We start from the raw sequence: 23967 nt of genomic DNA on the forward strand, positions 1-23967 counted from the left end.
GTCCTGTCTCTGGCGTCTCCTCGATCTTCTGACGCTACTCTCATGGGCCAGCACAGGCCGAATATGGCCATCCAAGCTTAGGGGAGACGTTGGACGACGATCAGGCTCAGGGCGAGTCGATAGACGCTCTGGCGACAACGGTGCTCGAGGGCGAGGCTGCTCGTCGAGATGCCCAGAAGGCCGACGTGCTGTTCCCCGACGATCTGCTGCCCGGTGTTGGCGGCGAGCAGACCACCCTCAAGGAGGGCCTGCGCAAAGGCGGATTTCAGACCTTCATCGTGCTGCTGGCGCTGAACAGCCTCGACGAACTGGAGAACAGCGCGGTGGCCATCTTGGGCCCCGACATCGGCGAGAGCTTCGGCGTGAGCGACGGGGCTATCACCGCCATCAGCACGGCCTCGCTCATGTTCTTCGTGCTGGGCGCGGGGCCGATGGGGTGGCTGGCCGACCGCTTCCGCCGCGGTCCCATCGTGGGCATCGCCAGCGGGGCCTTCGCCGCGTTCAGCGCCCTGTCGGGGGCGGCGGTGAACACCCTGATGTTCTTCTTCATGCGGTTCTTCGCCGGCATGTCCAAGGCCAATACCATCACCGTGCATCCCAGCATGCTGGCCGACACCTACCCGCTTCAGACCCGGGGTCGCATGTACGCCACCAACGCCGGAGTGGGCCGGGTGTTCTCCGCCATCAGCCCGATCCTGGCCGGAGGCATCGCGGTGTGGATCGGCGGCGGCGACGGCTGGCGGTGGGCGTTCTACCTGCTCGGGCTGCCCACCGCGGCGTTGGCGTTCTTCGCCTTCTTCCTGCGGGAGCCGCCCCGGGGCCAGTGGGAGCAGAAGCATGTGCTGGGCGCAGGGCTGAAACAGGACAACAAGATGCCCATGTCGGTGGAGGCCGCCTTCACCCGCATCTGGAACATCGACATGATCCGCAACATGACCATCGCGTTCGCGGCCATGGGCTTCGCCTTGTTCCCGGCCGGCTCGATCCAGTCGTTCTTCTTGGAGGAGGAGTTCGGCCTCAACGCCTTGGAGCGCGGCTTGGCCGTAGCTCCCGCAGGGATCGGGCTGATCGTGTTCTTGCCGTTCGTCGGACGCCGGTTCGACGCCACCTTCCGCAAAGACCCCGACCGGGCCATCCGGCTCATCGGCATCCTCTTGTTGCCCATCGGCGTGCTGGTTCCCGTCCAGTACGCCATGCCCAATCTCGCTTTGTTCATGATTCTGTCTGCCATCAACTCCACCTTCTTAGGCGGGGCTTTCGCCATGGTGCAGCCCGCCATCCAAGCGGTGTTCCCCTACCGGCTGCGGGGCATGGGCACTGCGTTTCTAACGTTCTTCATGGTCATGGTCGGCGGTGTGGGAGGCAGCATCATCGCCGGTTTCCTCCAAAACGAGCTCGGCGAGCAGACCGCCATCACCATCATCACCGCCACGGCCATGCCGGTCGGGGCCTATTTCGTGCTGCGAGGGGCCAACCGGCTGCGCCGCGACCTCTCATTGGTAGTCAGCGAGCTGCGGGAAGAACAGAACGAGGAGCGCCGCCAAGCCGAAGCTGATCCCGAAGACATACCCGCTATCCAGGTGGCTGATGTCGATTTCAGCTACGGGCAGGTGCAGGTGCTGTTCGACCTCGGGTTTGAAGTACGCAAGCACGAGACGCTGGCCCTATTGGGCACCAACGGCGCGGGGAAGTCCACCGCGCTCAAGGTGATCACCGGCTTGGTGACCCCCGAGCGAGGAGTGGTGCGTCTGCACGGCCAGACCATCACCTTCGCCGCACCTGAGCAACGGGCGGCCATGGGGCTGCACATGCTCCCAGGAGGAGCCGGGGTGTGGAGCGACCTGTCGATCCGCGACAACCTGCTCATGGGGGCTTACGCCTACCGCAAGGACCCCGACGACCGGGACCGGCGCATCGAGAAGGTGTTCGAATTGTTCCCCGACCTGGCCCAGCGGCCCAAAGAGCGGGCGGGCAACTTGTCGGGTGGCCAGCAGCAGATGCTGGCGTTGGCCCGGGTGATGTTGCACGAACCCGAGGTGCTGATGATCGACGAGCTGTCGCTGGGATTGGCTCCGGTGGTGGTGCAGTCGCTCTTGGAAACAGTCGAGGAGCTCAAGGACCAGGGCCAGACCATGATCATCGTGGAGCAGTCCCTGAACGTGGCGCTGGCCATTTCCGATCGCGCCGTGTTCTTGGAAAAGGGGCAGGTGCGCTTTGAAGGCCCGGCCCAAGAACTGGCTGAGCGGGATGACTTAGCCCGAGCCGTTTTCTTGGGCACCGAGGGCGGCTGATGGGTTACGCCTCCTTCTCGGTGCTCGGAACTTGGATTACCGAGCAGCTCGTATTCGACGGGGTAGTCAGCGGCCTGGTGACCGGGCTGGTGGCCATGGGCATCGTGCTGATCTACCGCTCCACCCGGGTCATCAACTTCGCGGTGGGCAACATGGGCATCATCGCTGCCTCCATGACGGCACTGCTGGACCTGAACTACGGCTGGCCGTTCTGGCTGGCGCTGGCGCTCTCGCTAGTGCTGGGCGTGTTGTTCGCCGCCGCGGTGGAGCTGACCGTGATCCGCCGCCTGTTCAAATCACCTCGGGTGATCGTGCTGGTGGCCACGGTGGGCATTGCCCAACTGGCCCAGTTGGTGGTTTCCCAGCTCCCCGATATCGAGGCCGCCGGCCAAAAGTACCCCAAACCTATCGGTCCGAGAGGGGACAATGTTTTCTTCGCCAAAGAGGTTTGGTTCACCGACATCAACATTCGAGGCCCTCAGCTCACCATCCTCATCGCGGTGCCGGTGATAGCTCTGCTGCTGGGCTGGCTGATGAACCGAACGGCATTCGGCAAGTCGGTGGCCGCCTCAGCCAACAACCCCGAGCTCTCCCGCCTGTCGGGAATCAACCCCAAGACGGTGTCCACCTTTGTGTGGGTGACGGCCGGGCTCTTGGCCTCGATTTCGATGGTCATGCTCTCGGGGTCGACTGGGCAGATCGCCGGCCTGGCCAATCTCGGACCCCAGACCCTGGGAAGGGCGATGGTGGCTGCGGTGCTGGCCGCCATGATCTCCTTCCCCCGGGCCATGCTGGCCGGGGTGCTGATCGGGGTCCTCTATTCCCTTTTCAAGTTCAACTTCCACAGCCAGCCCGGGCTCATCGATTTCGTCATCTTCTTGGCCGTGCTGGTGGCCGTGTATTTCCAAAGCCGCAGCCAAGGTGAAACTGGTGTCTTCTCATTCGCCCCCAAGGTGCGGGCCATCCCCGAGCGGCTGCGCCAGGTGTGGTGGCTGCGACACCTGTCCAAGATCGCCCTGGGGGCGCTTTTGGTGCTCGGCATCGTGCTAGTGCAGCTCCCCGGCATCTCCAACCTGCCGTCCCGCCAGCTGCTGTACGCCACCGTGCTGTGCTTTGCGGTCGCCGGACTGTCGGTCACCATCATCACGGGTTGGGCCGGCCAGCTCTCCCTGGCCCAGATGACCTTCGCCGGCATGGGGGCGCTGTTCGCCGCGAGCCTCAAACGGGGACTGTCCATGGACTTCACCGTGGGAACTGGGTTCTTGCCCGGCGACGCGTTGTCGTACGACTTTTTCGACGTCCAGTTCGAGACCGGCGGCATCCCGTTCATGGTGGCCATTCCCGTGACTGCGCTGTTCTCTGCACTGGTGGCGGCCGTGATCGGGGTCGGGTCACTTCGAGTTCGCGGCCTCTATTTGGCGGTTACCACCTTTGTGTTCGCGCTGGCCGCCCAGCAGTACCTCTATCGGAGGCCGTTCTTCACCGGGGGCAACACCTCGTCGGTGTCGTTCCGCCGGGGCGAGCTGTTCGGCCTCGACCTCAAGTCGCAGAAGACCTACTACTACGTGTGTCTGGCCCTGTTGCTGATCGCGGTGATCATCGTCAGCCGACTGCGCCGATCAGGGGTAGGCCGCACCATCATCGCAGTGCGCGACAACGCCGACTCCGCCTCGGGCTACACGGTTGGGCCGGTGCGCTCCAAGCTGTCTTCGTTCGCGTTGGCCGGGGGCATCGCCGGATTGGGGGGAGCAATGCTGGCCGGCCTGGTGCAGAACGTCCCGATCAGCGAGCGGTTCTTCCAGGTGGAGGACTCATTGCAGCTTGTGGGCATGGTGGTGATCGGGGGCCTCGGCTCGTCGATCGGCGCGGTGTTGGGAGCGATTTGGGTCTACGGCCTCCCGAATCTGTTCAACAATGCGGAAACCGTCGCTCTGTTCTCCTCCAGCATCGGGCTCCTGCTGGTGCTCATGTACTTTCCGGGCGGGCTCATTCAGATCGGTTACAGCGCACGAAACGCCCTCATCGGCTTGGCCGAACGGCGACTCGGCCCCGATCCCGGCGGCAAGACCGTCCAAGCTGCTCCCACCAGCCTGACCCGGCTTGAAGATCCGCGGCCATCTACCGACCCCATGCTGGCCGGGCGCGATATCTCCGTGCACTTCGGCGGCGTTCAAGCGGTGTCGGAGGCCACCGTGGTGGTCCATCCCGACGAGATTGTGGGCCTCATCGGGACCAATGGCGCCGGAAAGTCCACGTTCATGAACGCGGTAGGGGGGTACGTTCCGTCCGCCGGCCAAGTGGAGCTGCTCGGCACCGACATCTCCCGGCTTTCTGCTTCCCGTAGGGCCCGAGCCGGGTTAGGACGCACCTTCCAGACCGCGTCGCTGTTCCCGGAGCTGACGGTTCGAGAGACGGTGCAGGTGGCATTGGAGGCCCGGGGCCGCACACCACTCCTGAGCACTGCCCTGCACCTCCCCCACACCTTTGCCTTGGAACGGCGGCGTCGGGCCGAGGCCGACGAGCTCATCGACTACCTGGGGTTGGGACGCTACGCGGATTCCTATATCAGCGACCTGTCCACCGGGACCCGTCGCATCGTCGAGATCACCGGGTTGCTGGCCCTGGGCACCCGGGTGCTGTGCCTCGACGAGCCCACCGCCGGCGTCGCCCAGCGCGAGACCGAGGCATTTGGCCCGCTCATCGTCAACATCCGCCGAGAGCTGGAGGCGGCCATGCTGATCATCGAGCACGACATGCCCCTCATCATGAGCATCAGCGATCGGGTGTACTGCCTAGAGGCCGGCAAGGTCATTGCCGAGGGCTCCCCCTCAGAGGTCCGCAACGACCCACTGGTGATCGCCAGCTACCTCGGCACCGACGAGCGTGCCATCGCCATCAGCGACGGCTGACCCGCAGCTGAAGATAGGCGAGTCGACCTAGTAGCGGGGGTTGCGGGGGCCGAAGAACAGGCGCTCGGCGTTGGCGTAGAGGTACTTGTCCAACACGCCGTCGCGCAGGTCCAGATCCCAGGCCTCGGTGACACAGCGGCGCATATCGAGTGCCGGATGGTCGGAGGCGAATATCACTTTGTCCTGGCCCCGCGTGTTCATGAAGTGGACGAATTCCTCCGGGAGCCGCTTGGGGCTGTAAGCCGAGGTCATCAGATGCAGGTTCTTGTACTTGATCATGAGCCGCATGGCCACCCCCCACCACGGGTCGGCACCATGGGCCATGCACAGCTTCAGGTCGGGAAAGCGCAGGCAGATCCGGTCCAACAGCATCGGGTCTTGGCCCTCGCCGGGCATGGGCGGGCCGGGGATGCCGGTATTGATCGACAGCGGCAGATCCAGCTCGGTGCACTTGGCGTAGAGCGGGTAGTACACCGGGTCGCTGGGCGGCACATCTACTCCGAACGGCACTACCCGGGCCAGCGCCACCGGATACTGCTTGACCATGTCCTCCAGCTTCCACAGCACCGGCATCATTCCCCGGGGGTCGAGATGCAGCGCCAGCGCGAACCGCTCGGGGTAGCGCTCCACGAAGTCGAAGGGTCGGGGATTGTCCTCGCCGACCGTCGCCTGGATGATGGCCTTCTCCACCCCGAGCTCGTCCATGAGCGGCAACAGCTCCTCGGGGGTGAAGCTGCGGAAGAAATCGGCCCCGCCGTGGAGGTAGTCCTCTTTGACCCGGATCAGGTATTCGGGGGGTTCGTAATCCCCCATATTCACGTTCACCCAACAGTCAATCGCTCTCGGTGGCATGGCCCGACGCTATCCCGGCTGGGTGCCCCGGCTGGACTTGATGGCAATTCTGATAGGTGACTCGCATCGCCAGGCACCAGAATCAAGCCATGGCCACTGCCCTGGAAGGGTTGCGAGTCTTGGAGCTCGGCTCGGGAGCGGCTGCTGGTATCGCCGGAATGGTTCTGGCCGAGAACGGGGCGGAAGTGGTCAAGATTGAATCGCCCCAAGGTGACCGCGACCGGGGGAGGCCGGGTTTTGCCGTGTGGCACCGGGGCAAGAAAAGCGCAGTCCTCGATTTGGCCGATGCCGGCGACCGGGACCGCTTCCTTGAACTGGCCCGCGTGGCCGACGGGGTGATCGAGGCGCTCCGCCCGGCGACAAGCGCAAGACTCGGCGTCGATTTCGAGACCCTGCGGAAGCTGAATGGCCAGCTGGTGTACGCCGCCATCACCGGGTTCGGCGAGACGGGGCCGTGGCGGGACCTGCCCGGCCATGAGCAGATCGTGGCGGCCAAGAGCGGGCGCATGACCACCTACGACGGGGTGCGCCCCGGGCCGGTGTTCACCCCAGTGCCCATTGCCTCCTACGGGGCGGGGATGCTGGCCGCGGTGGGGTTGATGGCCGGAATCTGGGCCCGTCCCCGCTTGGGCCGAGGGCAACGAGTCCACACCAGCCTGCTTCACGCCCTCAGCGTCTATGACATGACCAGCGGGCACGGCAACCGCACCAACATGCCGCCCGAGCCGGGAAAGGTCTACGGCATCATGCGAGTGCCGTTCATGACCGCGCCCACTAAGGACGGCCGGTTCATCCAGATGTGCAGCCGCCAAACCCACCACTACCGCCGGTGGCTGGCCGAGCTAGGGCTTGAGGCATTGCTGGACGACCCCGAGCTGGCCAATGCCCCCGACTTGTGGCCCAGCGAGGAGCGACTGGCCGAGGTCATCGAGGCCATCCGACATGGCATGGAGCAGCGGACCGCCGAGGAGTGGATGGACGTCTTCTGGGCCAAAGACATCGGGGGTGATCCGTTTTTGGCCCCCCGGGAATTCCTGGACCATCCCCAATGCACTCAAAACGAACGCCGACAAGAGGTGCTCGATCCCGACTTGGGCCCAACCGTGCAGATCGGACCGCTCGGGATGTATTCCGAGACGCCCTCAATTGTCGGGCCGCCCGCGCCCTGTTTGGGTGAGCACACCGACGATGTGATGGCCAACTGGCTGTCGGCCACGTCACCAAAAGGCCATGCTGACCAGGACAGTCACACCGGTAAGCTGCCCCTAGCCGATGTCACCATCTTGGATGTCGGCTACTTCTACGCCTGTCCGTTCGCGGCCACGCTGCTGGCTGAGGCGGGGGCCCGGGTGATCAAGGTCGAGCCGCCCACCGGCGATCCCGGACGGCGCAACTGGACCACCGATTATGTGAAATCCCTGGTGGGCAAGGAATCGATCGTCTTGGACCTCAAGACCCCCGAGGGCCTGGACATTCTGTACCGGCTGGTGGACAAGGCCGACGTGTTCCTGCACAACTTCCGGCCGGGGACCCCCGAGCGCCTGGGCATCGACGCCGAGGCCGTGATGGCTCGCAACCCCGCCCTTTTGTACGTGTACGCCTCGTGCTTCGGCAGCCGGGGGCCATGGGCCCACAAGGCCGGGTTCCATTCATCGCCCAACGCCATCGCCGGGGCAGGAGTGGTGGAGTCGGGCGACCAGAACCCGCCCCGGAATCGCACCTACGGCGACCCCACCGCCGCGCTGGCCACCGCGGCGGCCATCATGACCGGCGTATTGGCCTGTCGGCGCACCGGACGGGGCCAGAAGCTGGAGACCACCATGCTCACAGCCACCGCCTACGCCGTGGCCGAGTGGGGCATTCAACACTCGGGTCTACCAGCGCCAGTGGTGGACTCCGGGCAGTTCGGATACCACGCCTACCAGCGGCTCTATGAGACCGCCAATGGCTGGCTGGTACTGGATGTGCATCGAGACCGCGAGCATCAGGCCTTGGGCGAGGTGCTCGGCATCGAGCTTCCCGAGCTACCCTCCTCGGAACTGGAAACCCAGCTAGCCGAAGTGTTCAGTTCGGACTCGGCTGAGGCTTGGGAAAGCCGGCTGCTGGCCGCCGGAGTACCCGCGGCCCAAGCTGATCGGGGCGACTTCTTGCACAACATGCTGAACGAAATTCACATGCGAAAAAGCGGCGTGGCCGTCGAAGCCGAACAAGACGGTCTGGGCTCGTACTGGAGGGCCGCGCCGACCATGCAATTCTCGTCTTCCCCCACACCGCTGGCCCCTACACTCCCCCTCGGTTGGGCCACAATGGGGATATTGGGTGAACTTGGTATCGATCATGAGGAAATCACCAGACTTCACGATGCCGGGGTGACCAAGCCCATCGGACACGGCCTACCTACCTAAAAGACCAATGAGCGAATCTTCTGAACTTCAGACATCCGTGTTGGCCTGCATGGACCACCGATTGGACCCTGTTGCCATCCTGGGGATCAATCCCCACGAGGCCCACGTTGTCCGCAACGCTGGGGGCTATGTGACAGAGGACGCCATCCGCTCCATTTGCCTGTCGCAGCAACTGGTCGGAACCAACCGAATTGTGGTGCTCCACCATACGGACTGCGCGGCCTCCACACATTCTTCCGAGGGATACCGGCGATTGGTGGAAGCCGGTACCGGCGTCTCACCGACCTGGGATGTTGAACCGGTGGGCGACCCCCGCGAGCGGGTCCTGGCCGCGATGGAGCAGCTGCGGGCATCGCCCCTGCTGGACACGGCCAACTTGGAAGGCTACGTCTACGACGTGGATGACGGCAGCCTGACCACAGTCGGGTAGCCGTCTATCTCGGTGACATTGGGAGCATCTCGTCACCGGCGATGCCCGCCGACGATTCGCTCATCGACGACACAATGGCCCCTCGGTTATGAGGAGTGAGAATGAACTCACTGGCGGCCCGGTTGTGCTCGCCCACCACATAGGTCGGCCCGTTGTGGAGGTTGGCCAAGGCTTCATCGGCGACATCTGCGGCCTCCATTGGGCTGTGGGCGCTCAAGTCGGCCCCCATTCGACGGTGGGAGGGGGTATCGGTGGCCCCGATCACCATGGCGATGGCGTCCACCCCGTAGATTCCGAGCTCCCTCCACAGCCCTTCGGCGAGGACCCAGTCATACGCCTTCGAGGCGTTGTACACCGACTGGTGGGTTGAGCCGGCAAACCCGGCTACCGAGCCGACCAAAACAAAGCCGCCCCGTCCCCGCTTGATTAGCCGAGGGGCAAAGCGATGGGCGAACAGCGTCGTGGTGCGACAGTTCATGTTCACCAGCGCGAGGAGGTCTTCCTCGGGCCATTCGGGGAAGTAGTTGAACCGGATGGTGGCCCCGGCGTTGAAGATCACCAGTCCGACGTCGAGGTCCTCGGTCAACTCGGTCGCCATGGCCGCCGCATCGGCGTCGCCCAGGTCTACCGAGGCGGTTCGAACCTCGACGCCGTACTCGGCTTGGATATCGGCGGCGAGAGCATCGAGCGGGGCTTGGCGACGAGCGAGCAGCACCGAGTTGATCCCCTCGCGGGCGAGACGCCGGGCAAAGGCCTCCCCGGTGCCCTCCGACCCTCCCGCGATCAAGGCCCATGGGCCGTAGCGTTCGGAAAAGTCAGCCGGGAGTTCCCAATTCATGGCCGCAGACTACTCATTCGGTGATCCCTTCCTGGCAGCCTGAACGGGCACGGCGCATCCATCTCGTAGAAGGGCCACTAACCTCGCCCCGTGGATTTAGGAATCAGCGGACGACGGGCGCTGGTGGCTGCCTCATCGGCTGGACTGGGTCTGGCCACCGCGGTGGCACTGGCCGACGAGGGATGCCGGGTGGTGATGAACGGGCGCGACTCCGACCGCCTCAACGAAGCGGCCGGCGGCGTGCCCGACTCCATCCCCATCGTGGGCGACGTGTCCGACGCGGCTGGCGCAACTGCCCTGGTAGACGCGGCCACCGAGGCCTTGGGCGGCATCGACATACTGGTCACCAACGCCGGCGGGCCGCCCGGGGGCAACTGGGCCGACACCGACACCAGCCTCTACGCGGCGGCACTCGAGTTGAACCTCATTTCGGTGGTGGCCATGACCAAGGCGGCGGTGCCCGCAATGCAGACCCAAGGCTGGGGCCGAGTACTGGCCATCACCTCGGTATCGGTTCGCCAACCGCTGAACATGCTCATCTTGTCGAACACGGCTCGAGCCGGAGTCACCGGCTACCTCAAGACCATGGCCAACCAGGTGGCAGCCGACGGGGTGACCGTCAACTCCCTCCAGCCCGGCTACCACACCACCGACCGGCTCCGACAGCTGTTCGGCGATCGGATGGCCGACCTGGAATCGAGTGCCGCCTCCCACTCGATAGGCGACCCATCGGACTTCGGCCGGGTCGCCGCCTTCTTGTGCTCTGAGCACGCCCGGTTCATCACCGGCGCCGCCCTCCCGGTGGATGGCGGCCTCTACGCAGGCCTGCAATAGGCAAAAGGAGAAGACATGATCCGACACGTTGTGATGTTCAAGTTCCGAGACGACGCCGACGAGGCCCAGCGCCAGGCGGTACACGACGCCATCGCCACCATGCCCGAGGCCACCGGAGTAACCGAGGCCTACACCATCGGACCGGATCTGGGGCTGGCCGAGGGCAATTTCGACTTCGCGGTGGTAGGTGATTTCGCCGATCGGGAGGCCTACCTGACCTACCGCGACCACCCCGAGCACCAGCGGATCGTCTTCGACATCATCCGCCCGGCCATCACCGACCGAGCCGCCATCCAGTTCGAAATCCCCTGATCGCCCCTAGACGGGCATGACCCCCGGAGAGGGGTAGCCGGCGGTGAAGCCGCCGTCGGACACGAACTCCGACCCAGTGGAATACGAGCTCTCGTCGGAGGCCAAGAACAGGGCGAGGCGGGAGATGTCCTCGGGAACTCCGGCCCGGCCCATGGGGGCCATCCGGGCCGAATAGGCCTCAAGGTTCTCGTGTACCTCCTCAGGAGTCCTCTCCTCAGTGGATCCCATGTGGGTGAGGATGAAACCGGGGTGGATGGAATTCACCCGGATCCCCAGTGGGGCCAGTTCCATGGCCGCGGTCTTGGTCATCCCTCGCACCGCCCACTTGCTTGCGATGTAGGAGGTGAGGTTGTTCATGCCGATCAGCCCGTCGATAGACGAGATGTTGAGGATCGATCCGCCGCCTGACTCGGTCATGGGCTGTACCGCCGCCCGCATCCCCAAGAACACGCCGGTCTGGTTCACCTCGGTGACCCGCCGATAGCTGTCCAGCGTCATCTCGGCCAATGGGGCCACCTCGGCAATCCCGGCGTTGTTCACCAGCACATCGAGGCGCCCGAAGTTCTCCATCACCGCATCTATGGCCGCGGCCCAGTCCTCCTCCCGGGTCACGTCAAGGTGCTGGTACACCGCATTCGGGCCGATGTCGGCGGCCACCGCGGCACCCTCGTCGTCGAGGATGTCGGCCACCATCACCTTGGCCCCCTCGGCAGCGAACATCCGACAGTGGGATTGGCCCATACCCCGAGCACCACCCGAGACCAGCGCAACCTTGTTGTCCAAGCGTCCCATACTTCTCTCCGTTTCTAACGACAGCGGCCACGAGGGTAGCGTTTCCCGAGCGATATGACGGCCAATGCGAACGACTCGCTGCTTCCTCCGTTTCCCGAAGGCTGGTACTTCGTCACCAGCCGCCAGTCCCTTGAGAAGGCCCGACTCATCAAGAAGACATGGATGGGCGAGGAAATCGTTGTTTGGAGTGACGACAACGGAAGCGTCTGCGTTGCTGGGGCCTATTGTCCGCATCTGGGCGCCGACCTGGGGCCAGAGGTCGGAGGGTGTGTCCGCGACGGCCATCTCGTATGCCCGTTCCACGGATTCGAATACAACGCTGGCGGCCAGTGCGTGGCCACTCCCTTCGGTCCCCCGCCCAAAGCAGCGCGGTTGCAAACGTTTGAGGCCAGGGAAATTGCCGGTTTGATCTTCGCCTGGTGGGATGTCAATGGACGACCGCCGCAGTGGCGCCTGCCCGTCGAAGAGCCAGACCAAGCCGGTTGGAGCAGCCTGCACATATGGACCTCCCGCTTTCCTGGCCATCCCCAGGAAACAACGGAAAATTCAGTAGACCTGACCCACCTTCAGCACGTCCACGGCTACGACAGCGTGAGCCGTGTCGACCCGGTTACGGTGGACGGGGCCTATTTCAGGAGCCGTTTCGACTTTGGCAGAACCCGGAGGATCGCCAAATTCGCCAAACTGAAGCTCGATGTTGCCGCCAACACCCATATATATGGGCTGGGCTACTCCTTTGTGGAAGTACACGAGCGCACGATCGGGCTGGACATGCGGCTCTGGATTCTGGCGACGCCGGTCGATGGCGAGCTGATCGAGCTGTCGGTGGTGTCGCAAACGGGAGAAATCCGCGAGCCCAACCGCAAAGTTGCCGGGCTGGGATTTCTGCCCGTGAGACTGCGGGCCCCCATCATCAACAAGATCATGGCCGCTTTCGAAAAACAAGACGTGCTCCAGGACATTCCGATCTGGAGCACCAAGCAGTACCGGTCCCGCCCGCGCCTCTCACGTGCCGACGGTGAGATCATGCAGTTCCGCTCCTATTGCGCCCAGTTCTATCCCGACCCTCCCGGTGAAGCAGCTGTCGGACAAAGAGCCGCAGGCCGTCCAGTGGGCAACAACGGATAGCGGAACGACGGATAGCGGGTAGAAGACAGTGGCAAAGGGCAGAGCACAGAAAGCGCCGCGGAAAATCGCCATCGTCGGCGGCGGCATTTCGGGGCTCGGCGCGGCGTGGGGGCTGCACCATCAGCCGGACCGGTTCGACTTTCGACTGTTCGAGGCACAGGAGCAGCTCGGCGGCAACGCCATCACCGCCCAGATGCCCCAAGACGACGGCAGCTCGATTCCCTTCGATATCTCGGTCACCGCCTGCATCCCGTCGGTGTACGACCACATCCTGCTGCTGATGAAGCAGTTCGACATCGAGCTACTCGACACGAAATTCAACTACAGCGTTAAGTACGGCGGGCAGATCTACGCCCACGACTTCGATTCCGACATCAGACAGCAGCTGCAACCGGAGATTGCCAAGTTCCAGCGCCTCCTGCGGCGCCTGCACCGCTTCGGATGGCTCACCCATACCCAGTCGAAGGCGTTGAGCCTTCTGAACCCGTACAACTACGTCAGCATGGGCACGCTGCTGAATCTGGGCGGGTTCTCCGGTGACTTCCGTTACAAGGTACTCAAGCCCATGTTCGTCAACTTCCTCATGGCCACGAACGTGTTCGACATGCCGGCCTCCCTGTTTGCCCGGTATCTGGAGTTCTTCGACATCGAGTCGGCGACGCCCATGCAGACGTGGGATCAGGGAACGCAGCGCATCTACCAGCACCTGTCGGCCGACTTCCAAGACAAGATCTACCTGAACCGGCCGGTGCAAAAGGTGTACCGGTCGAAGTCCGGTGTGGTGGTGGTAGACGCAGCCGGTGTTCGAGAGGAATTCGACGAGGTGATTTTCGCGTGCAACGCGAACCAAACCTTGATGATGCTCGACAAGCCCACCGCCCTCGAGCGCTACCTGCTGTCGTCGATCCGCTACGAGAGCGAACTCCACAACCACACCGTCGTCCACTACGACTCATCGGTGCTCCCCGACAACGAGGTGAAGCCGCTGACCACGCGCAGCAACCACATCGAGCAGTACGGAGCCCGACCGGACAACTACGAGATCACCTACATCATGCACAACCAGCAGCCGTGGGCCAACCGGTCGGACAAGCCCTGTCTGGTGACCTACAACGCCATCTCGCCGATCGACGAGGAGAAGATCGTCAAGAAGTGGTGGTTCCAGCACATCGTGCACGACGTGCGCCACGTTGCCTGGCTGGTTCACTTGTTCCGCTTCGTCCAAGGCAAGCGGCATACCTGGTACTGCGGCGCCCACACGCTGATCAACAGCCAGGAAACCTGCTTTATTACCGGTCTCGCCGCGTCAAGGCAGCTCGGCGCCGACTATCCCTTCGACGATCCCGGGGCGAGGCGCTCCTTCAACTTCTACGGGAGCCTCATGTACGGGTGGCGCTTCCGTAAGGCGAAGCGCTAAGGGGGGGGGGGGGACAGCTCTTGCCGCTGTCCGGCAATGCGGAACTTCAGCCTCTTGTTCGGGGACATCGACGCGAACGGGGCGATCTTCAACTTGTAGTTCTTGGGGACGATTTCGAGGTCGAAGTAGTACACCATCAACAGCAGGTCGATTGCCATCTGAAGTTCTGCCATCCGGGAGCCCATGCACGTGTGGGTGCCCAGGCCGTAGGGGACATACGTGGTGCCAAGGTGTTCGTTGCGCGGCGCCTTATAGCGGTCGATGTCGAAGGTGAAGGGATCGGGAAAGACATCGTCCATGTAGTGGGTTGCCGTCGTGGCGATCAAGACCCGCGCCTCCACCTCGAGTTCGTATCCCTCGACCACGCACGCATTCATCACGTTGCGAACCGACATTGAGATGGTCGGCCACATGCGCAAGCACTCCATGATGAAGCGGCGGGTGATGTCGGTCCCCGGCCCGACGAGCGCTTCAAGGTCGGGGTCGCCGTCGGCGAACAGGGCATCGGCCTCGGCCTGGATCTGCTCGTGGAACTCCGGTCTTGTCAACATGGCGTAGATGATGAAGCTCAGCTCGTCGCCCACGTACATGCTGGCCAGCAGCGGCGTGGAAAGCAGGAACCGCAGATTCGACTCCGGTACGAACTGCTTATCGCTGGCATGCATGCTCATCAGATCGTCGACATATTCTCGTGGGCATCCAGCCCGCTGGGCGGGGGTGTGGACTTTCTGGACCCTGTCCACCACCTCGTCGACCAGCTTCCCCCGACGCCTCATGCCTGGTGTCTTCAGCATGAACTTGGGGAGAGACTTGGCGACATGGGTCTGGAGCGCCCGCTCTTTGAACTTTTGCAGATCTTCGATGAGATCCTGCGACTCAATGCTGGCCAGCAGCGGCGACGTCTGGGCGTTTACAAAATTCCGGCACATCGTGACCGCAGGCAGGGTTTCCCCGACAGTCCACGTCGCCATGTGCCGTCGCGCGTATGAGTAAACCACATCGAGTGACTCTTCTAGCCTGGTGCGGGAATATGCAGGCTGGATGGACTTTCGATAGCGAAAGTGGTCAGCCCCGTCGAGGCCGGGCAGCAGTCCTATGCCGCCGTAGACCCTCTCAAAATCCTGGAAATAGTCCCTGGCCCTCAGGTACATGCGGCCGTGGCGGTGAACCCAGTGATTCGTCTCCGGGCCGCCGAGAACAATAGTGCGATCCTGGAAGGGCAGGCGAACCTCGAACACCGGGCCGTACTCTTCGTGAAGCTCCGCGAACAGCGCCGGCACGTTCCCGCTACGCACATGCTTGTTGCGCAACACCTTTCGCAGCTTGACAACGGGAATCGGCTTGGTCAGGGCGGATCGCCGCAACAGCGGGCCGGCGATGTTCTCGCTGACCGCATCCGCGATGGAGCGGCCGATCAGGTCCATCTTCAGGATCTGCTCGACACGCTGCTCCGACTCCTCATCAAGTTCGAAGATGTAGCGCAGCACGTCACAGGTGTCGATCAGGCAGACGATGACCACGTCTCTTGGACTCGGAATCTCGTTGTTGAAAAGCGCCTTGCTGATTCGGGTCTTGACAAACTCGACGGCAGTACCCACCTCGGAACTGGTGTAGAACCCCGACATCCAGGCTCCTCGGGCCAACGACCAGAAATCGCCCTCGTGGTGCTGGAGGATCCCCAGGTTTACCAGGCGATCCAAGGTCATATCGACGATCGACTCGGCTTTGGGAGCGAGCCGCTCGATCCAGTACTGGGCGTTGTACTGCTTTGGCTCGGACGCGATCTCGCCGAGGATGGGGTCGAGGCAGGGGTCACCCGTCACCTTCGTGTCCAGAAGGATCAGGGAATCCATGTCGGTGTCGATGCGATAGAGGAAGGACAGCTCGGCGAGCGCGGCGCCCACGACGGCGCAGTTCAGCGTCCAACCGGGTACTTGGCGAAAGTAGCCGCTCTCCTCATTCAGGAGCGTCAAGACGAGCTCGTCGAGCAGGCTCAGCGGCGTCGCGTTGGCCTCTACCTCGGTTTCGACGCGTGTCAACAGACCGACTTTCCGTGTCCCACCCCACAAACTCTAATCATTCGCGTTATCCACAACAACCATCCGGGCTGTCTCGCGAACCCACTGAAACGGCTCATTGCCGCCTCATTTGTGCTCGAAAGCATCAGCCGAACTCGGCAGTTGCGAGCTCTTTGGCACCTAAGAAGTAACGTCAGGCGGGCAGTTCGCGCCGCTGCTCCACGACGCGGATCTTCAGCTTCTTGTTCGGCGACATCGACGGGAACGGGCTGATCTTGAGTCGGTACCTCTTGGGGGCGATCTCCAGCTCGTAGTAATGCACCATCATCAGCAGGTTGATCGCCAACTGAAGTTCCGTCCACCGGATACCGAGGCATGTGTGCGTGCCCAGCCCGTAAGGGGCGTATGCAGAGCCAATGTGCTCCTTGCGCAGCGCGTCATAACGGTCGATGTCGAACGTGAAGGGATCGGGAAAGTGATCGCTCATATAGTGCGTGGCCGTCTGGGCGATGATGATCCGCGCCCCCTCGGGCAGTTCGTATCCCTCGACCACGCACTGATTCATCACGTTGCGAACCGACATCGGGACGATGGGGTACATGCGCAGACATTCCATGATGAAGCGGCGGGTGATGTCGATCGCTGGACCGGTGAGCGTCTCGCGGTCGGGATCGCCATCGGCGAACAGGGCATCGGCCTCTTCGCGGATCTTCTCGTGGAACTCCGGCTGCGACAGCATGGCGTAGACGATGAAGGAGAGTTGGTCGCCCACGTACATGCTGGCAATCAAAGGTGCCGATAGCACGAATCGCAGGTTTGACTCTGGGAGGAACTGCCGATCGCTGGCGTGCATGTTCAGCAGCTCATCGGCGAGATCCCGAGGACATCCCGCACGCTGGGCGGGCGTGTGGACGCGCAGGACCCGTTCCACCACTTCGTCGATGAGCTTCGCCCGGCGCCTCATGGGGGGGGTGCGCAGCATGAACTTGGGGAGGGTCTTGGCGAGGTGCGTCTTGAGCGCCCGCTCCTTGAACTTGTGCATGTCGTCGGCAATGTCTTGCGAGTCAATGCCTATGGTCAGCGGCGACAACTCCGAGTTGACCAAATTCCGGCACATGGTTACCGCAATGTCCGCTTCTCCCACGTTCCAAGTCGCCAGGTTCTCCCGAGCCTTGGAGAAGACCATGTCGAGCTGAGCTTCCAGCCTCCCGCGGGCATAGCCCGGCTGAATGGACTTCCGATACCGGAAGTGATCGGCACCGTCGAGGGCCGGCAACAGCCCAACCCCGCCGTAGACCTTCTCAAAGTCCTCCAGATAGTCTCTGGCGCGCAGTTGCATGCGACCATGCCGGTGTACCCAGTGATTCGTCTCGGGCCCTGCCAGAATGATCATGCGCTCCTGGAAGGGCGCCCTGAGCTCGAACACCGGGCCGTACTCCTCGTGGAGTTCCGCCATGAGCGCCGGCACGTTGCCGCGGCGAAGATGCTTGCTGCGCATCACCTTGCGCAGCTTGAGCCGCGGAATCGACCTGGTCAGGGAAGTTCGTTGGAACAACGACACGGCGATGTTCTCGCTGACGGCGTCGGCGATGGAGCGACCGATCAGGTCCATCTTGCGGATCTGCTCGACCCGCTCCTCTGCCTCCTCATTGAGCTCGAAGATGTAGCGCAAGACATCGCAGGTGTCGATGAGGCAGACGATGACCACATCTCTCGGACTTGGGATCTCGTTGTGGTAGATCGCCTTGCTGATGCGGGTCTTGACGAACTCCACGGCAGTACCCACCTCGGAACTGGTGTGGAACCCCGACATCCATGCCCCGTGGGCCAGCGACCAGAAATCGCCCTCGTGGTGTTGGAGGATCCTCAGGTCGACCAGGCGATCCAAGGTCATATCGACGATCGACTCCGCTTTGGGCGCGAGCCGCTCGATCCAGTACCGGGCGTTGTATTGACCTGGCTCCATCGCGATCTCGGCCAGGATGGAGTCGAGGCAGGGGTCTCCCGTCTTCTTCGTGTCCAGAAGGATCAAGGAGTCCATGTCGGTGTCGATGCGATAGAGGAAGGACAGCTCGGCGAGCGCGGCGCCCACGACCGCGCAGTTCAGCGTCCAACCGGGTATTTGGCGAAAGTAGCCGCTCTCCTCATTCAGGAGAGTCAAGACGAGTTCGTCGAGCAGGCTCAGCGGCGTCGCGTTGGCCTCTACCTCGGTTTCGACGCGCGTCATACGTGGACTATCCCGCATTCCACGCCACGAACTCTAAACCCCAGCGTTCCGAGCAACCAACACACTGTTGTTGGTATTGCCATAGTGCATTCCAAAGCCAAAGGGTCTCTACGTTTTCTACCGACAGCGTCTATAGGGGTAGCTTTCTCCGGACGCACGCAAAGAGGTGAACATGAGCACGCAGCAACCAGAGGCAACCAGCGGCAATGGGGAACGAGACCTGCGAATCGCCATTATCGGGGCCGGACCGGGCGGTCTGTGCGCCGCCATCCGGCTGCGCCAGTCGGGCTTCGAGAACTTCACGGTGCTGGAGAAGGGCAGTGGCGTGGGCGGCACGTGGTATCACAACCGCTATCCCGGCTGCGCCTGCGACATCCAGTCGGAGCTCTACTCGTTCTCCTTCGAGGTGAACACCACCTGGACCCGCCCTTACGCCCGCCAGCCCGAGATCCTGAGCTACATGGAGCACTGCGCGGAGAAGTACGGGGTGCTCCCCCACTGCCGGTTCAACGACGCGGTGACCTCAGCCCGCTGGAACGACGACGATGCCACCTGGACGCTGACCACCGAGTCGGGCGCTGAGGTGACTGCCGACGTGGTGATCAGCGCGCTGGGCATGTTCAACGACGTGCCCCTGCCCGACATCGAGGGCTTGGACTCCTTTGAGGGCAAAACCATCCACTCGGCCCGGTGGGATTGGGACCACGACCTCAGCGGTGAGACCGTCGGCGTGATCGGCTCGGCGGCCAGCGCGGTGCAGCTCGTCCCCGAGATCGCCCTCGAAGTGGGCCAGCTCCACGTGTTCCAGCGCACCGCCAACTGGGTGCTCCCCAAGGAGGACGACCCCTACACCCCCGAGGAGATGGCCGCCCGCCAAGCCGACCCCGGCATCGTGGCGGCCCGCCGCGACGAGCTGTTCGAGCAGGTGGACACCGGCATGGCCTTCAAGGACCCGGTGAGGCAGGCCGAGATGGAGGACATCGGCCGCCGAGCCCTCGAGGCGGTGACCGATCCCGAATTGCGGGCCAAGCTCACCCCCACCCACATGTGGGGCTGCAAGCGCCCGCTGTTCCACAACGAGTACTTCACCACCTATAACCGCCCGAACGTGGAGTTGGTGACCGACGCCATCGAGCGGATCACCCCCAAGGGGGTGCTCACCGTGGACGGCACCGAGCGGGAGATGGACACCATGGTGCTGGCCACCGGGTTCTCCACCACCAAGTACCTCTCGGCCATCGAGGTGACCGGCCGGGGAGGCTTGGACATCGAGGACGCCTGGAACGACGGCGCCACCGCCTACATGGGCATCACCACCGCCGGGTTCCCCAACCTGTTCATGCTGTACGGCCCCAACACCAACAACGGCTCGATCATCACCATGATCGAGTACCAGGTGGACTACGCCCTAGCCCACATCCAGCGCCTGGCCGAACAGCGTTTGGCCTGGGTGGACGTGAAGGCCGACACCATGGCCGACTACAACGAGTGGGTGCAGGAGGGCATCTCCGAGATCAGGCCCTGGAACGCCAGCTGCAACGGCTACTACCGCAGCCCCAGTGGCCGCATTGTCACCCAATGGCCCCACAACATGACCACCTTCAAAGACCAGACCGCCGCCATCGACGAGGATGCCTTCGAAGTGGCATCACTGCCGGCGGACTGAGTCGCCGTCGGAGCGCAACCAGAAACCACCTAAATCAACAAGGGGCGAAGCGAATGACCGGAAGACTTGAAGGCAAGGTGGCGCTCATTTCTGGCAGCGCTCGGGGCCAAGGCGAGGCGGAGGCCCGCCGATTCGTCGCCGAAGGGGCCAAGGTGGCCATCACCGACCTGCGGGACGTGCTGGGCGAGCAGCTGGCCGAAGAGTTGGGGCCGGACACCTTCTACCAGCAGCTTGACGTCACCCGGGAGGACGACTGGGACACGGCGGTGGCCGCCACCGTGAAGCGGTTCGGCAAGCTGGACATCCTGGTGAACAACGCCGGCATCGGGGCGTTCGGCACGCTGGAGGGGCTCGACCTGAAAACTCACCACGAGATGACCGACATCAACCTCCACGGTGTGTACCTGGGGATGCGGGCGGCCAAGGCCGCTCTGGTGTCCAGCGGCAACGGGGCCATCGTGAACATCTCGTCCATCGACGGAATCGTCGGCGTGCTGGGCATGACCAGCTATGCCGGCACCAAGTTCGCCGTCACCGGCATGACCCGCTCAGCTGCCATCGAGCTGGGCCCGCTGGGAGTTCGGGTCAACTCCATCCACCCCGGGGTGATCAATAGCCCCATGGTGCAGGAGGCTCCACCCGAGACCCTGGCCCGGCTCAACCGGCTCATGGAAATGCAGCCCATCAAGCGCATGGGCGAGCCCGACGAGATCGCCTCGCTGGCCCTGTTCTTGGCCAGCGACGAGGCCAGCTACATCACCGGCGCCCAGTTCGTGATCGACGGCGGACACCTGGCCGGACCGTGGCGGGATTCGTTCGAGGAGTAGGGACGGCGAAGCCATGACCGACACCCTGCCGGCGTTCGATCCCCACAACCCCGATTACTTCGTAACTGGCCTGCCCTTCGACCTGCTGGCCGAACTCCGCCAGCAAGGGCCGGTGGCCAAGACTCCGCTGGGCTACTACCTGACTCGCCGCCAAGAGGCCGACGAGCTGCTGTACGCGGTGGACACCTACGGCTCCGACATGACGCCGGGCACCGGACTCACCGGCGTGGAGGAAGTGCCCGAGGAGCAGCTGTTCCTTCCCGAGATCGATGAGCCGGTCCACGGGCAGATCCGCCGGCTGTACAACTCGGCGCTGGGACCCCACCGCACCATGAGGATCCAGCCGTTCGTGCGAGAGACCTGCGAGGGGCTGCTGGACGCGCTAGTGGACGACGAAGTCTCGGACCTGCACGCCGACTACGCCGTGCCCATCCCCTGCGAGGTGATCGCCCACATCATCGGCCTGCCCGAGGGCGGGGCCGACAAGCTGAAGGTGTGGTCGTCGGACGGCTCGGTCATGTTCCGGGCCGTGTGCCCGCAGTACGCCCCCGACGGCCCGCCCATCACCGGCTACTTGAAAGACTTGGTGGCCCAAGAGCGACAAGCGGACGAGCCCAGCTCGCACACCTACAAGGTGTTTCTGGATGCGGAGATCGAAGGCGAATCCCTCAGCGACACCGTGATCGCCCATCAGCTTCAGACCATGGTGCTGGGCGGGGTACACACCACTCGCGGCCTGCTGGCCCACTCCATGCACCGACTCATCGTGGAGCCCGAAACTTGGGCCGCTCTGGAGGCCGACCGGGAGCTGATCCCGGTATTCGTGGAGGAGTCGCTGCGCCACGACTCCCCCGCCCCCCGGGTGGCCCGGCGATGCCTGAAGGACACCTCATTGGGCGGAGTAGACATGCAACAGGGCGACTGGGTGGAGGTGGGCCTGGCCTCAGCCAACCGCGACGAGGCCCAATACGACGAGCCCGAGGACTTCCGCCTCGACCGCCCCGACCCCCTCAACCACGTTGCCTTCGGCGCCGGCGCCCACGTCTGCCCCGGCGCCAGCCTGGCCCGCTTGGAGGGGGTTACCGCCATCGAGACCCTCCTCGACCGCGTCGCCGCCCTAACCCCCGTCGACGGCTTCCAATACCCACCCCTCCCCGCCAACCTCGCCTACAGCGACCTCCCCGCCCAAATCACCTGGCGCTGAAGACAAAGTCGGCATATTCGGTTGGGTCGGCCTCCCGCCAATTGGTTCCGTTTGGATCAATAATCCACATAGCTGGATCGCCCAGGGCATAGTCAGGGAAGTCTGAATACCAATGTCCCGATACAAGGATGGCGTCTCCGAGATTGTGAATAGACCAAATGAATGTGAAAGAGCTGTCACCCTGCTCGCGCCTATCTTCCATATGCGTACTTTCTGGGGTCTCGATAGATTCCCATTCGTATCCGTCACGAGAAAAGAACATTTCCTGTGGTCCACTCCATAGTGGGTTATAGCCTGCCAAATACGGCTCAGTCAGTGCGAGATAGCCAGCAGTCGTCCCTATAATATCACAACACCTTTTCGCTCCTATGTACGGCAGTTCAGTCCAGTTGTCTGGGTAATCTACGGAAGCTTCCCCATTCCACACTTCTGGCCAAACCCATCTTGAGAAATTTGAACTTTGCAAGTATGGCTTGTTTCCATATTCGCTTCCATAGATCAAAAATATTTCATGACTAAGGCCCCATTCTTCTGAAGAAAAAAATCGTTCTTTGACTGACCCATCGGCAGAAAACCACGTAAAGCGAAAACCCTCCTCACCGTTTTCCCATGAAGTCCAGAGAGAACTATATCCTGATATATCCTCTTTTACGTCATCAGGCAAGAGACGCCAGATGCCAAGCGTCATTGTAACCGTAACTAAAATTAGCCAGCCATTTGGACCTAATATAACATCCTCCAGATCAAACGAAACTTCGAGCTTTGGATGGAGATAGTCCGGCCTATGGAACGGAATCGTCAATTGATCCCACTCATCCAAGTCAGTAGACGTGAATACCTTAGTGCTGGATGCCTCTTCTATTGCCACCAGCAGGTGGTTCCCATTCGAAGCGACAAGAATCTGTGGAGAAAACACTTCTTCTCCATAAGCCCTGAGTGGTGAGATCGTGAAGGGAACCGAGAAGCGCTCTGGACTAGTCCAGTCATTTCCATCATCTGATGCTCTCATGAGCAGGTACGGCTCTCCATACAATGAAGGAAACCACCACACTGTTGCTTCTTCACTAGCACTTTGGACTTCAACCATACATGGGTCAATGGGTTTAGGATAGCCAAAATGGAGGTATCCATTCTTCCATGGAACGCGCCATGAGTGCTGGCCAAGCGATTCAACAGTTGCGTCATTCTGATCGCCTACCTCGTTAGAGCTTACCTGCGTTATGAGATTCTGAACATAAGCAATCGAAGCAGCTTCTTCGCATTTGATTTTCTTGACATAGGTTTGAATCTCAGAGGCTTCTTCAGCACGAGGAATGTCTAATGGCGAATACATGTACTCCAAGATACGCTCTTCGATTTCTCGCGGAATGCTGGGGTGTTCAAGGACGAAACCAGAAGTGACTGGAACTGCTGTCGGCGTGGGAGGGGGAATTGTCGGAGTCGGAGGAGGAACCGTTGGCGTGGGAGGGGGAATTGTCGGGGTCGGCGTCGCTGCGGGGGCCACCGGAGCCGGTGGGGGAGCTGCCGGGGTCGGCATCACGGGCACTGTCGATTCGATTATGCCAGCTTCAACAGTAGGGGAAGCGATGCCAGAGACTTCGCTTGGCGAACCTCCACATCCAGTGACGCTTGCGGAAACCAAGCTCAAGGCAGCCGCAGACACCCCGGTGAGCTGAATTCGGCGGCGCAGCCAGCGCGCCAAGTCGCGGCTTACCAGATTTTTCATAGACCACCAATCTGCTCCCTTGGCCTATAGACGCACAAGACTGGCATTCGGTTCCATGAGCACCATACACCTCAGGCCTCACCGCCCATTC

The 23967-nt window shown here is 62.6% G+C and carries 17 protein-coding genes; 11 read left to right on the forward strand and 6 right to left on the reverse strand.

The window, feature by feature from the left end:
- Window positions 1-89: 89 nt before the first annotated feature.
- Together ACOGI7_RS10430 and ACOGI7_RS10435 are read left to right on the forward strand one after the other, a co-directional pair.
- On the forward strand, window positions 90-2291 hold the full coding sequence (locus ACOGI7_RS10430; protein WP_419848696.1) for an MFS transporter: 2202 nt from the start codon (window positions 90-92) through the stop codon (window positions 2289-2291).
- Window positions 2291-5200, forward strand: coding sequence for an ABC transporter permease subunit (locus ACOGI7_RS10435; protein ID WP_419848697.1), 2910 nt, complete (start codon window positions 2291-2293; stop codon window positions 5198-5200). The genes ACOGI7_RS10430 and ACOGI7_RS10435 overlap by 1 nt, the downstream gene beginning before the upstream one ends.
- A 27-nt stretch (window positions 5201-5227) precedes the next feature.
- Here the strand turns inward: ACOGI7_RS10435 and ACOGI7_RS10440 are convergent, their stop codons facing one another.
- A complete protein-coding gene (locus tag ACOGI7_RS10440; RefSeq protein WP_419848698.1) occupies window positions 5228-6052 on the reverse strand; it encodes an amidohydrolase family protein in 825 nt (274 codons plus the stop codon).
- Window positions 6053-6141: 89 nt separating this feature from the next.
- Between ACOGI7_RS10440 and ACOGI7_RS10445 the strand changes: the two genes are divergently transcribed.
- Window positions 6142-8457 carry a CaiB/BaiF CoA transferase family protein gene (locus ACOGI7_RS10445; protein ID WP_419848699.1) on the forward strand — a complete coding sequence of 772 codons (2316 nt, stop codon included), beginning with the start codon at window positions 6142-6144 and terminating at the stop codon, window positions 8455-8457.
- A 7-nt stretch (window positions 8458-8464) separates the two neighbouring features.
- Window positions 8465-8887, forward strand: a complete 423-nt coding sequence (locus ACOGI7_RS10450; protein WP_419848700.1) for a beta-class carbonic anhydrase — start codon at window positions 8465-8467, stop codon at window positions 8885-8887.
- A 4-nt stretch (window positions 8888-8891) separates the two neighbouring features.
- Here the strand turns inward: ACOGI7_RS10450 and ACOGI7_RS10455 are convergent, their stop codons facing one another.
- Entirely contained in the window at window positions 8892-9725 is an 834-nt protein-coding gene (locus ACOGI7_RS10455; protein ID WP_419848701.1) for an SDR family NAD(P)-dependent oxidoreductase, read from the reverse strand.
- Window positions 9726-9815: 90 nt separating this feature from the next.
- Here ACOGI7_RS10455 and ACOGI7_RS10460 point away from each other — a divergent pair, with 90 nt between their 5' ends.
- Both ACOGI7_RS10460 and ACOGI7_RS10465 read left to right on the forward strand, forming a co-directional pair.
- On the forward strand, window positions 9816-10559 hold the full coding sequence (locus tag ACOGI7_RS10460) for an SDR family oxidoreductase (RefSeq protein WP_419848702.1): 744 nt from the start codon (window positions 9816-9818) through the stop codon (window positions 10557-10559).
- A gap of 15 nt (window positions 10560-10574) precedes the next feature.
- A complete protein-coding gene (locus ACOGI7_RS10465; protein WP_419848703.1) occupies window positions 10575-10871 on the forward strand; it encodes a Dabb family protein in 297 nt (98 codons plus the stop codon).
- 6 nt (window positions 10872-10877) lie between these two features.
- On the opposite strand, the gene ACOGI7_RS10470 is transcribed toward ACOGI7_RS10465, so the two are convergent.
- A complete protein-coding gene (locus tag ACOGI7_RS10470) occupies window positions 10878-11663 on the reverse strand; it encodes a glucose 1-dehydrogenase (protein ID WP_419848704.1) in 786 nt (261 codons plus the stop codon).
- Between the two features lie 54 nt (window positions 11664-11717).
- Between ACOGI7_RS10470 and ACOGI7_RS10475 the strand changes: the two genes are divergently transcribed.
- Together ACOGI7_RS10475 and ACOGI7_RS10480 are read left to right on the forward strand one after the other, a co-directional pair.
- Window positions 11718-12791, forward strand: a complete 1074-nt coding sequence (locus tag ACOGI7_RS10475) for a Rieske 2Fe-2S domain-containing protein (protein WP_419848705.1) — start codon at window positions 11718-11720, stop codon at window positions 12789-12791.
- A 28-nt stretch (window positions 12792-12819) separates the two neighbouring features.
- Window positions 12820-14208, forward strand: coding sequence for an FAD-dependent oxidoreductase (locus ACOGI7_RS10480; protein ID WP_419848706.1), 1389 nt, complete (start codon window positions 12820-12822; stop codon window positions 14206-14208).
- Here ACOGI7_RS10480 and ACOGI7_RS10485 read toward each other — a convergent pair.
- Complete coding sequence (locus ACOGI7_RS10485) at window positions 14205-16247, reverse strand: cytochrome P450 (RefSeq protein WP_419848707.1); 2043 nt, start codon at window positions 16245-16247, stop codon at window positions 14205-14207. The genes ACOGI7_RS10480 and ACOGI7_RS10485 overlap by 4 nt on opposite strands.
- 172 nt (window positions 16248-16419) lie before the next feature.
- Window positions 16420-18453 carry a cytochrome P450 gene (locus ACOGI7_RS10490; protein ID WP_419848708.1) on the reverse strand — a complete coding sequence of 678 codons (2034 nt, stop codon included), beginning with the start codon at window positions 18451-18453 and terminating at the stop codon, window positions 16420-16422.
- A gap of 172 nt (window positions 18454-18625) precedes the next feature.
- Between ACOGI7_RS10490 and ACOGI7_RS10495 the strand changes: the two genes are divergently transcribed.
- Genes ACOGI7_RS10495 through ACOGI7_RS10505 form a run of 3 tightly spaced genes read left to right on the forward strand, consistent with a single transcriptional unit; the run spans window position 18626 to window position 22150 of the window.
- Window positions 18626-20119: a flavin-containing monooxygenase gene (locus ACOGI7_RS10495; RefSeq protein ID WP_419848709.1), complete on the forward strand. Its 1494-nt coding sequence runs from the start codon at window positions 18626-18628 to the stop codon at window positions 20117-20119.
- Between the two features lie 53 nt (window positions 20120-20172).
- Complete coding sequence (locus ACOGI7_RS10500) at window positions 20173-20946, forward strand: SDR family NAD(P)-dependent oxidoreductase (protein WP_419848710.1); 774 nt, start codon at window positions 20173-20175, stop codon at window positions 20944-20946.
- Between the two features lie 13 nt (window positions 20947-20959).
- Entirely contained in the window at window positions 20960-22150 is a 1191-nt protein-coding gene (locus tag ACOGI7_RS10505) for a cytochrome P450 (protein WP_419848711.1), read from the forward strand.
- On the opposite strand, the gene ACOGI7_RS10510 is transcribed toward ACOGI7_RS10505, so the two are convergent.
- Window positions 22137-23876 carry a hypothetical protein gene (locus tag ACOGI7_RS10510; protein WP_419848712.1) on the reverse strand — a complete coding sequence of 580 codons (1740 nt, stop codon included), beginning with the start codon at window positions 23874-23876 and terminating at the stop codon, window positions 22137-22139. The genes ACOGI7_RS10505 and ACOGI7_RS10510 overlap by 14 nt on opposite strands.
- Window positions 23877-23967 lie beyond the last annotated feature (91 nt).

The organism is Candidatus Poriferisocius sp., assembly GCF_965204145.1.
GTDB lineage: Bacteria > Actinomycetota > Acidimicrobiia > Acidimicrobiales > Bin134 > Poriferisocius.